The sequence below is a fragment of the Streptomyces sp. NPDC002004 genome, assembly GCF_053593975.1.
Genome location: NZ_JBSFDP010000032.1, coordinates 65,305 through 75,219 on the forward strand (window position 1 = coordinate 65,305; position 9,915 = coordinate 75,219).

At 73.4% G+C, this 9,915-nt stretch carries 6 protein-coding genes; 3 read left to right on the top strand and 3 right to left on the bottom strand.

The window, feature by feature from the left end; genetic code table 11:
- Nucleotides 1-14 precede the first annotated feature (14 nt).
- On the top strand, nt 15-1,445 hold the full coding sequence (mptB, locus tag ACWCP6_RS30675) for a polyprenol phosphomannose-dependent alpha 1,6 mannosyltransferase MptB (RefSeq protein WP_450935848.1): 1,431 nt from the start codon (nt 15-17) through the stop codon (nt 1,443-1,445).
- A gap of 32 nt (nt 1,446-1,477) precedes the next feature.
- Entirely contained in the window at nt 1,478-2,719 is a 1,242-nt protein-coding gene (locus ACWCP6_RS30680) for a glycosyltransferase 87 family protein (protein WP_450935857.1), read from the top strand.
- On the opposite strand, the gene ACWCP6_RS30685 is transcribed toward ACWCP6_RS30680, so the two are convergent.
- From ACWCP6_RS30685 to ACWCP6_RS30695, 3 genes are all read right to left on the bottom strand, one after another.
- Nucleotides 2,622-5,393, bottom strand: coding sequence for a SpoIIE family protein phosphatase (locus tag ACWCP6_RS30685; protein ID WP_450935849.1), 2,772 nt, complete (start codon nt 5,391-5,393; stop codon nt 2,622-2,624). The genes ACWCP6_RS30680 and ACWCP6_RS30685 overlap by 98 nt on opposite strands.
- Before the next feature lie 164 nt (nt 5,394-5,557).
- Complete coding sequence (gene fusA / locus ACWCP6_RS30690; protein ID WP_450935850.1) at nt 5,558-7,693, bottom strand: elongation factor G; 2,136 nt, start codon at nt 7,691-7,693, stop codon at nt 5,558-5,560.
- Between the two features lie 448 nt (nt 7,694-8,141).
- Nucleotides 8,142-8,642 (bottom strand): potassium channel family protein, encoded by a 501-nt coding sequence (locus ACWCP6_RS30695; protein ID WP_450935851.1) that lies wholly within the window; start codon nt 8,640-8,642, stop codon nt 8,142-8,144.
- A 266-nt stretch (nt 8,643-8,908) separates the two neighbouring features.
- Between ACWCP6_RS30695 and ACWCP6_RS30700 the strand changes: the two genes are divergently transcribed.
- Nucleotides 8,909-9,808: an NAD(P)H-binding protein gene (locus ACWCP6_RS30700; protein WP_450935852.1), complete on the top strand. Its 900-nt coding sequence runs from the start codon at nt 8,909-8,911 to the stop codon at nt 9,806-9,808.
- Nucleotides 9,809-9,915: the final 107 nt, after the last annotated feature.

The following is a 9,915-nucleotide window of genomic DNA, read 5'->3' on the forward strand; positions in this document are numbered from 1 at the left end:
CCGGAATGCTGGCCATGCCGATCCCCGTAGACCTACGCCGCTGTCTGCTCGTCGGACTTCTCGGCTCCGCCGCCCTCGCGACGGGCGGAGCGAGTTCCGGCGCGCTGCCCGTCGGCGACCAACTGGCCCCCACCTCGGGGCCCGGGGCCCTGGGCCTGGTCCTCGTGTACACCGGCATCGTCCTGCTGATCGCCGCCTGGGCCCTGCTCGGCACCGTGATCAGCGGCCCGGAACCGCCGACACCCCGCGCGCTGCTCTGGGTGCTCGCCGTCTGGGTGGCGCCCCTGCTGCTCACCCCGCCGCTGTTCAGCCGAGACGCCTACAGCTATCTGGCACAGGGCGCCATGGTGCACGCCCACATCGACGTCTACACGTACGGCCCCGCCCGGCTCGGCGGCCCGCTCGCCGACGAGGTGGCACCCGTGTGGCAGCACACGGCGACCCCGTACGGTCCGGTGTTCCTGGCACTCGCCTCCGCCGCCACCGCCCTGACCGGCAGCCGGCCGCACACCGGCGTCCTCGTCATCCGGCTCGTGGCCCTGCTCGGCGTGGGACTCATGGCCGTCGCGCTGCCCCGGCTCGCCCGGCACTGCGACGTCGACCCCCTCGCGGCCCTGTGGCTCGGCGTCCTCAACCCGCTCGTCCTGCTGCACCTGGTCGGCGGCGCCCACAACGACGCCGTCATGCTCGGCCTGATGGGCATCGGCCTGGTCGCCGCCCAGGGCGGGCGCCACACCGTGGGCACCGCCCTCGTCACGCTCGCCGCCCTCGTCAAGGCCCCGGCCGCCCTCGGCCTGCTGGCCGTCGTAGCGCTGCGCGCACGTGCCCGGCCCGGGCCGGCAGGCCTGGCGCGGGCCGCGGCCGTGACCACCGCCGTCAGCCTCACCACGGCGGTCCTCACCACCGCGGCCGCCGGCACCGGTTACGGCTGGCTCGGCGCACTCGACACCCCCGTGTCACCGCACAACTGGTCGCCGACCAGCGTCCTCGGCCGCACCACCCGCGACCTCCTGGACCACGTCGGAAGCGACCTCGCGCCCTACGCCCCGTCCTTCTGGCACGCCCTCGGACTCGTCGCCACGGCGGGCGTCCTCGCGGCCATATGGCTGCACCGCCCCGCGTACCGCCCCGTCTACGCGGTGGGCCTGAGCCTCGCCACGGTGGCCCTGCTGGGCCCCGCGGTGCGCCCCTGGTACGCGCTGTGGGGCCTGTTCCTCGTCGCCGCCGCCGCACCCACGGTGTCCGTGCGCCACCGGTTCGCCGCGATGAGCGCGGTCCTCGCGCTGCTGATGCTCCCCAGCGGCAACCCGCCGGACCTCCAGCAGGTGCTGCTCGCCGTATGCGGAGCAGTGCTCGCGCTCGTCACCCTCTGGTACGTCCACCAGGGCACCCACCCGGCATCCGCCGGACCCCACCGGCACGGCGAGGTGGAGGCGTCCGCGTGAAGCACGACATCCCCGCCGCCACCGCCCCCGGGATCCCCGCGACCGCGTACCGGCCGGTCTCGCGCCTGCCGCAGACCCCGGCGGGCCGCCTCGCGCTGGTCCTGGTCCTCGCCGTCGCCTCGGCCCTGTTCCTCGCGTATGTGCCGCTCCATCGCGACTGGTTCGACCTGCGGGTCTACTACGGCACCGTCGACCGCTGGATCCACCACGACGGCCGCATCTACGACTTCCGTATGCCGGGCACCCCGTACGGCTTCACCTATCCGCCCTTCGCCGCCGTGAGCATGCTCCCGATGGCCCTGCTCGGGCTGCGCACCGCCATCGCCGTGGGACTGCTCCTCAACGTCGCGGCATCGGCGGCAGTCCTGCACGCGCTCGCGGGCCCCCTCCTCAGGGGACACCGCTGGTACGGATACGCCCTCGTGGCCTGTGCGTTCTCGCTGCTCGAACCCGTCCGCGACACCTTCAGCTTCGGCCAGGTCAACCTGCTGCTGCTCGCCCTCGTCCTCGCCGACGCCCGGCTCCTCGCCGAGCCGGGGCCGCTGCGGCACCTCGCGGGCATCGGCATCGGTCTGGCCGCGGCGGTGAAGCTCACGCCCGCGCTGTTCATCGCCCTCCTGCTGCTGGCCCGACGTCCGCGCGCCGCGGCCGTCGCCACCCTCACCTGCGCCGCGGCCACGCTGCTCGCCGCCGGTCTGGCTCCGGCCGCCTCCCGCTTCTACTGGACGCAGGCCCTGTGGGACACCGGCCGCATCGGCGACGCCGCGTACGTGTCCAACCAGTCCCTCCAGGGCGCCCTGGCCCGGCTGGTGGACCCGGCCCAACCGTCCCGTGCACTCTGGGCACTGTGCGCGCTGGCCGTGCTCTGCCTGTGGGCCCGGCGCACCGGACGTGCGGTCGCGGCCGGGGACCTCCCGGCGGCCTTCGCGCTCACCGGACTCGCCGCGTGCCTCATCAGCCCGATCACCTGGGTGCACCACCTGGTGTGGCTGCTGCCGTCCTTCGCGGTCCTGGCCGCGGCGGCGCTCCGGCACGCCCCCGGTACACCGGCCCGGCGACGGCTGCTCACCCTCACGGCGGCCGTGTACACCGTGCTGTGCAGCAGCGTCGTATGGCTCTGGTACGACGACGCCTCGGGCGTCCTCGGCTTCGTCGGCAGCAACTTCTACGTCTGGATCACCCTGGGGCTTCTGATCCGGCTGCCCGTTCGTCCGCAGGGGCCTCCACCGCCCCTGCCGGCCCCGGCGCGCCCTCCTCGCCGAGCAGGGCCGTGAGGTCCGCCAGCGACTGCTCGGCCCAGATCACCTTCCCCTGAGGTGTGTACCGGGTGCCCCAGCGTTCCGCGATCTGCGAGACGAGGAACAGGCCGCGGCCTCCCTCGTCGGTGGTCGCGGCGTACCGCAGATGCGGCGAGGTGCTGCTGCCGTCGGACACCTCGCAGATCAGGGTCCGGTCGCGGATCAGCCGCACGTGCAGCGGCTCGGAACCGTAGCGGATGGCGTTGGTGATGAGCTCGCTGAGGACGAGTTCCATGCTGAAGGCGAGTTCGGACAGGCCCCACTCGTCGAGCTTCTCGGCCACGGCGCTGCGCATCCCCGCGACGGCGGCCGGTTCGAACGGCACGTCCCAGTCCGCGATCCGCTCCGGCGGCAGGGCCTTGGTGCGGGCGATGAGCAGCGCCACGTCGTCCTTGGGCCGTGCGGGCAGCAGCTCGTCCAGGACGGCCTGGCAGCTCTCCTCCGGCGGCCGGTCGGGATGGCCCGACAGGGCTTCGCGCAGCAGCTCCATCCCCACGTCCAGGTCGCGGGTGCGGTCCTCGATCAGCCCGTCGGTGTACAGGACGAGCTGAGTGCCTTCCGCGAGGTCCAGCTCGGTCGTCTGGAACGGCATGCCGCCGAGGCCGAGCGGTGGCCCGGCCGGCAGGTCGGGGAAGGTCACACTGCCGTCGGGGTGGACCAGCGCGGGTGCCAGGTGGCCCGCCCGCGCCATGGCGCAGCGGCGCATGACGGGATCGTAGATCGCGTACAGACAGGTGGCGCCCACGATGCCCGCGGCCGTGTCCGTGCTCGACTCGTCCTGGTCGATCCGGCCCACGAGGTCGTCCAGGTGGCTCAGCAGCTCGTCGGGCGGCAGGTCGAGCGTGGAGAAGTTGTGCACCGCGGTGCGCAGCCGCCCCATCGTGGCCGCGGCGTGCAGGCCGTGCCCGACCACGTCGCCGACGACCAGTGCCACCCGGCTGCCGGGCAGCGGAACCACGTCGAACCAGTCGCCGCTGACCCCGGAGTGGGCCGGCAGATAGCGGTAGCCGACGTCGAGTGCGGTCTGCTCGGGCAGGGCCCGCGGCAGCAGGCTGCGCTGCAGGGTGACCGCCAGGGCGTGCTCACGGGTGTACCTGCGGGCGTTGTCGATGCTGATCGCGGCGCGGGTCACCAGCTCCTCCGCCAGGGACAGCTCCTCCTCGTCGAAGGCTTCGTGCTGCTTCGACCGCCAGAAATTGGCCATGCCCAGCACGACGCCACGGGCCTGGAGCGGAGCGGTGATCAGCGAGTGGATGCCGTAGTCCATGATCTCCTTCGTCCGCTCCGGGTCCTGGGCGTGCCAGCCGGTGGCCGAGGACAGATCGGTCACCAGCTCGGAGTGGCCGCTGCCGAAGCCGCGCGCCTGCGGTGTGGAGGGGAGGAAGTCGATCAGTCGTCCGCGTTCGTAGAGGGGGTGGTCGTCCCGGATGCCGCAGACGGCGGTGCGGCGCATGTCCGTCGCGGTGGCGGCCGGTTCCTCGCCGCGCAGCACGGCGTCGGCCAGGTCCACGGTGACGAAGTCGGCGAACCGGGGGACGGCGACCTGCGCGAGCTCGTCGGCCGTGCGGATCACGTCGAGGGTGGTGCCGATGCCGAGACCGGCGTCGTAGAGCAGCTTCAGCCGCTCGCGGGCGGTCTCGGCCCTGCCGGAGACGGCCTGGAGCTCGGTGGAGTCGCGCAGCGTCACCACGGTCCCCTTGGGGCCTCCCTCGCTGTCCGTCGGCCGCTGGTTGACCGCCAGCAGCCGCTCGCCGGCGAAGTGCACCTCGTCGGTGGCCTCGCGTCCCGATTCGAGCAGTTCCGCCATCTCGGAGTCGAGGCTGGGCAGCTCCGCGATCCGGCGTCCCTCGGCGTCCGGGGGCAGCTCCAGCAGCCGCCGTGCCTCGTCGTTCGCCAGCAGCAGGCGGCCGTCGCCGCCGATGATCAGCACCCCTTCGCGCACCGAGTGCAGCACCGCGTCGTGGTGGTCGTACATGCGGGTCATCTCGTCCGGGGCCAGTCTGTGGGTCTGGCGCCGCAGCCGCCTGCCCACCAGAGCCGTACCGCCGGTGGCCACCACGAGCGCGCCCGCGCCGGTGGCCAGGATGATCGGCAGCTGCCGGTCGACCTGATTGGTCACGTTCTTGACCTTGAGGCCCGCGGAGACCAGGGCCACCACCTTGCCGTCGTCGTTCTTGATGGGGACGGTGGCCTGCACCTCGCGGCCGAGCGGGCCGTGGACGCTCTCGGTGTAGACCTTGCCGGCCAGCGACGGGGCGATCTGGCCGACGAAACGGTGCCCGATCCGGCTCGGAATGGGATGCGTGTAGCGGATGCCCTTGGTGTCCATGACCACGATGAAGTCGACGCCCGCGGACTTGCGCCCCGCCTCGGTCAGCGGCTGGAGCTCCTTCGACGGCTGGGGTTTCTTCAGCGCTTCGAGGATGCCGGGGGAGTGCGCGAAGGTCTGTGCCACCGCTATGGAGCGGTGCTTGGCCTCGGTGCTGGTGTCGCGCTGGGACTGCAGGACGAGGGCGAAGACGGCACAGGCGACGAGCAGCACCACCAGCGCCACCTGCAGGACGAAGACCTGCCCGGCGACGCTACGCGGGCTCTTGCCGGCCAGTGACCGAAGAGACACACGTCGAAACCGGCCGAAACCGTCCGCCATGTCACATTTCTAGCACCGGTGATCCCGGGAGGCCATGGCCCGTCCCTCGGGCATCGACAGCTCGCCGCATCCCGGCCGTCACCCTCGGCGCAGGGCCGCATACGCAACGGAACAAAAGGTGGCACACGGCCCCGCCCGGGTGGGGGGCGGGGCCGTGCGCGGGGCTACCGTCGCGGCGTGCCGTCGGTCGCCGTGCCGGGCACCGGAGCATGGCCGGAGGGCCTGGTGGTGAAGGTGCCTCGGCCCTGGGTGCGGCCGCGCAGCCCGGACGCATAGCCGAACAGCTCGGCCAGCGGCACGGTCGCGGTGATCACCGCCGTGCCGCCGCGCACGGCCGAGTCCGAAACCCGGCCACGACGTGCCGCCAGATCACCGAGCACACCGCCGACACAGTCCTCCGGCACGGTGGCCGTGATCTCGGCCAGTGGCTCCAGCAGCACCATGGCGCTCGCCCGCAGTGCCTCGCGCAGGGCCAGCCGGCCGGCCGTGCGGAACGCCATCTCCGAGGAGTCCTTGGGATGGGTCGCCCCGTCGGTCAGCGTGACGCGCACACCGGTGACCGGGTTGCCGCCCAGAGGGCCCTCCGCCAGGGCGTCCCGGCAGCCCGCCTCCACCGCCTGGACGTACTCCCGCGGCACCCGTCCGCCGACGACCGTCGAGCGGAACGCGAAGTCCGCGGTGCCGCCGTCGGACGTGTCCCGAGAGGCCCGGGGCCCACCGCCGTCGGCACCGTCCCACGGCTCCACGTCAAGGACGACATGGGCGAACTGACCGGCACCGCCGTCCTGCTTGACGTGCCGGTACACCAGCCCGGACACCCCGCGCGCGACGGTCTCCCGACACGCCACCCGGGGTCTGCCGACGGTGACCTCCACCCCGTGGTCGCGACGGATCTTCTCCGCGGCCACCTCCAGATGCAGCTCGCCCATGCCGGACAGCACGGTCTGACCGGTCTCCCGGTCCGTCCGGACGGTCAGCGACGGGTCCTCCTCGACCAGTCGCGCCAGCGCCGCGGCCAGCCGGCCGGTGTCGGCACGCCCGCGCGCCTCCACCGCCACCGACACGACGGGGTCGGGCGAGGACGGGGGTTCCAGGAGCAGTGGCGCACCGGGCGCGCACAGGGTGGCGCCCGTGCGCGCGGCCTTCACACCGACCACGGCGACGATGTCCCCGGCGACCGCACGGTCGACGTCCTGGTGCCGGTCGGCCTGCACCCGCAGGATCCGGCCGATCCGCTCGGCACGCCCGCAGCCCACGTCCGTCACCCCCTCTCCCTTCGTGATCGTCCCCGAGTACACCCGCAGAAACGTCAGCCGGCCGCGCCCGTTCGCGTGCACCTTGAACACCAGCGCCGCGAACGGCGCCGCCGGATCGGCGGCCCGCTCCTCGACCCCGCCGCCGGGCGCGCTCCCGCGCACCGCCGGTACGTCCGACGGCGACGGCAGATAGGCCACGGCCGCGTCCAGGAGCGGTTCGATCCCGCGGTTGCGGTAGGCCGAGCCGCACAGCACGACCACGCCCTCGCCCCGGTGCGTCAGCTCGCGCAGCGCCGTGGCCAGGGTGTCCGCGGAGACCGCCGACCGGGTGCAGAACTCCTCCAGCGCCACCGGGTGGAGTTCCGCCACCGTCTCCTCCAGGAGCCGCCGGCGACGCAGCGCCTCCTCGCGCAGCCCGTCCGGGACGGGTCCGTCCTCGTAGGTGTCCGCGCCGTCGGCCCACACCAGCGCGCGCATACGCAGCAGATCGACCACTCCGGTGAACGTGTCCTCCCGCCCGATCGGCAGCTGGACCACCAGCGGGACCGTGCCCAGACGCTCGCGGATCGACGCGACGGCGGCGTCGAGGTCGGCGCCCGCACGGTCGAGCTTGTTGACGAAGGCGATGCGCGGCACGCCGTGACGGCCGGCCTGCCGCCACACCGACTCGCTCTGCGGTTCGACTCCGGCGACGGCGTCGAACACCGCGACCGCGCCGTCGAGCACCCGCAGCGAGCGCTCCACCTCGTCGGCGAAGTCGACATGCCCCGGGGTGTCGATCAGGTTGATCCGGTGCCCGTCCCAGTCACAGCTCACCGCGGCGGCGAAGATGGTGATCCCGCGGTCGCGCTCCTGCGGGTCGAAGTCCGTGACGGTCGTCCCGTTGTGCACCTCACCACGCTTGTACGTGGCGCCGGTGATGTAGAGGATCCGCTCGGTGACGGTGGTCTTGCCGGCGTCGACGTGGGCGAGGATGCCCAGGTTGCGGACGTGGGTCGGCTCGGTGGCGGGACGGGTGACATGGCGGTGTACGTCGGTACGCACGGCCTGTGGCCTTTCGGTTCGTTGCTCAGCAGGGCGGCGCGATGGTCCGGACGAGGCGGCCGGGCTCAGTGGCCGGGCACGTGTTCCTCGGGCGGCGCGACGCATCGGGCGTACGCGCAGGGGTGGTTCGGGGCACTGGAGGGTCCGGCTGCGGTGCAGCCGGACGGAGGCAGAGCCGTCGAACGGACCGAGGGTGTGAAGGGTCAGGCGCTCGTCGCGGAGAGCCGGCACCGGCCGCGCAGCCGGAGCCGGGTCCGCGAAGACACCAGAATCACCTCGTACCGGGACGGGGGGACGACGGCAGCGGTGCGATGGCGCACGGCCCGGCTCCCCTCACTCGTCATGGCGCGCGCCGCGAGGTGGGCCGGCGCGCGATCGGATCGGTCGTGAGTCTAGGAAAGCCGAGGCGCGACCGGGTAGCGAATATTCCCGGCCGCCTGTGGTCCCGTCAGGAGGACGCGGACCCGGTCTCCTTGCCGCCGATCAGACGCTCGACGTGGTCGAACCGGGCGTGCAGCGCGTGCAGTTCGGCCCGCAGGGCTTCCGCGTCGGCCCGGGCGTGCCGGGACACCAGCTGCTCCAGGTGCTCGACGTCCCGCTCGGCGCGGGTCACGAACCAGGTCGCCAGGGCGGCGGTGACCACGCCGAACATCGTGATGGCGGTGAGCATCACCACGGTGGCAACGATCCGCCCCCACAACGTCACGGGGTAGTAGTCCCCGTACCCGACCGTGGTGGCCGTCTCCGCCGCCCACCACAGACCCTGCGGATACGTCCTGATGTTGGCACGCGCGGCGCCGGACTCGGCGACGACCACGAGCGCCGCGCCACCGAGGAGCACCACGGTCATGGCCGACGTCACCCAGAAGGCGGCCCGGGTGTGGAGCCTGCGCCAGGTCGGGTTCCGCAGGAGACGGCTGATCATCGTGGCGAGGAACGACGGGACCAACGGACATCACCTCGGGACGGCTCGGCGCGGCGGACCCGGACGGGGGATGCCGAGCGTACGGGCCGCACGCGTCGAAAGCCGTGATGCGACGGTGCGCCGTGTCGGCGCCCGCGGTGCGCGAGCGGCGAGCCACCCGGGGTGGCCGGAAATCGTCCACGGGCCCGGTGGGCCGGAACAACCCGGCCGCCCGTCCGTTGTACGCGTACACAGCGCGCCCCTGCCGACCCGTGCTCATCAGGAGTACACCCGACGGCAGGCCCGGGCCCGTGACCATCCGCACCGCACTCCGCGCCAACCGGGAGGACAACCTCGTGATCGTAGTGACCGGAGCAACCGGCAACATCGGACGCCATCTCGTCGACCAACTCCTCGCGGAAGGCGCGTCCGTGCGTGCCCTGACCCGTTCGCCCGAGCGCGCCGGTCTGCCCTCCGCCGCGGATGTCGTACGGGCCGACCCGTCCGATGCCGCCACCGTCGAACCGGCGCTCCAGGGCGCCGAGTCTCTCTATCTCAATCTGGCCGCGGGTGGCGCGGCCGGGGTGGGCGCCGTCGTCGATGCCGCCGTGAAGGCGGGTGTACGCCGGATCGTCCTCAACTCCTCCCTGTCGGTGACCGGCACGCCCGCCGACGAGGAGGGCTTCATCCCGCGTATGCACGCCGCCGCCGAGCGTGTGATCCGCGAATCCGGCCTGGAGTGGACGTTCGTGCGCGGCGGGATGTACGCCACGAACGCGCTCCAGTGGGCCGAGGCCATCAAGGCGGACGGTGTCGTCCGCGGCCCCTACCCCGATGCGGTTGCCGCGCCTGTCCACGAGGCCGACCTCGCGGCCGTCACCGTACGCGCCCTGCTGGACCGCAGCGGAGCCCACCTCGGCACGGCGCCCTACGTGACCGGGCCCGAGGCGATGACCCTGGCCGAACAGGTCGCCGCGATCGGGCGCGCGGCGGGCCGCGAGGTCCGGTTCGAGACGATCTCCCGCGACTCGGCCGTCGAGGCGCTGGCGTCCTCGGGCCTGCCCCGCGAGGCGGCGGCCCAGCTCATCGACTACTTCGGCGCGTCGGTCGGCACCGACGCCCTGATCACCGACGAGGTCCGGCGGATCACCGGCCGCCCCGCCCGCACCTTCGACCAGTGGGCCCAGGACCACGCGGCCGACTTCCGCTGATCCCGCCGCGGGGCGCGCGGCCGTGCCCCCGGGGGGCGGGGGCCGGGCGCCGCCGGGGGGGGGCGGCGGGGGGCGGGCCCCCCGGGGGCGCCCCCCCCCGGCGGCGC

Coding starts and splice junctions, on each gene's coding strand:
- mptB (WP_450935848.1), top strand. CDS start 15: ATGCCGATCCCCGTAGACCTACGCCGCTGTCTGCTCGTCGGACTTCTC.
- ACWCP6_RS30685 (WP_450935849.1), bottom strand. CDS start 5,393: ATGGCGGACGGTTTCGGCCGGTTTCGACGTGTGTCTCTTCGGTCACTG.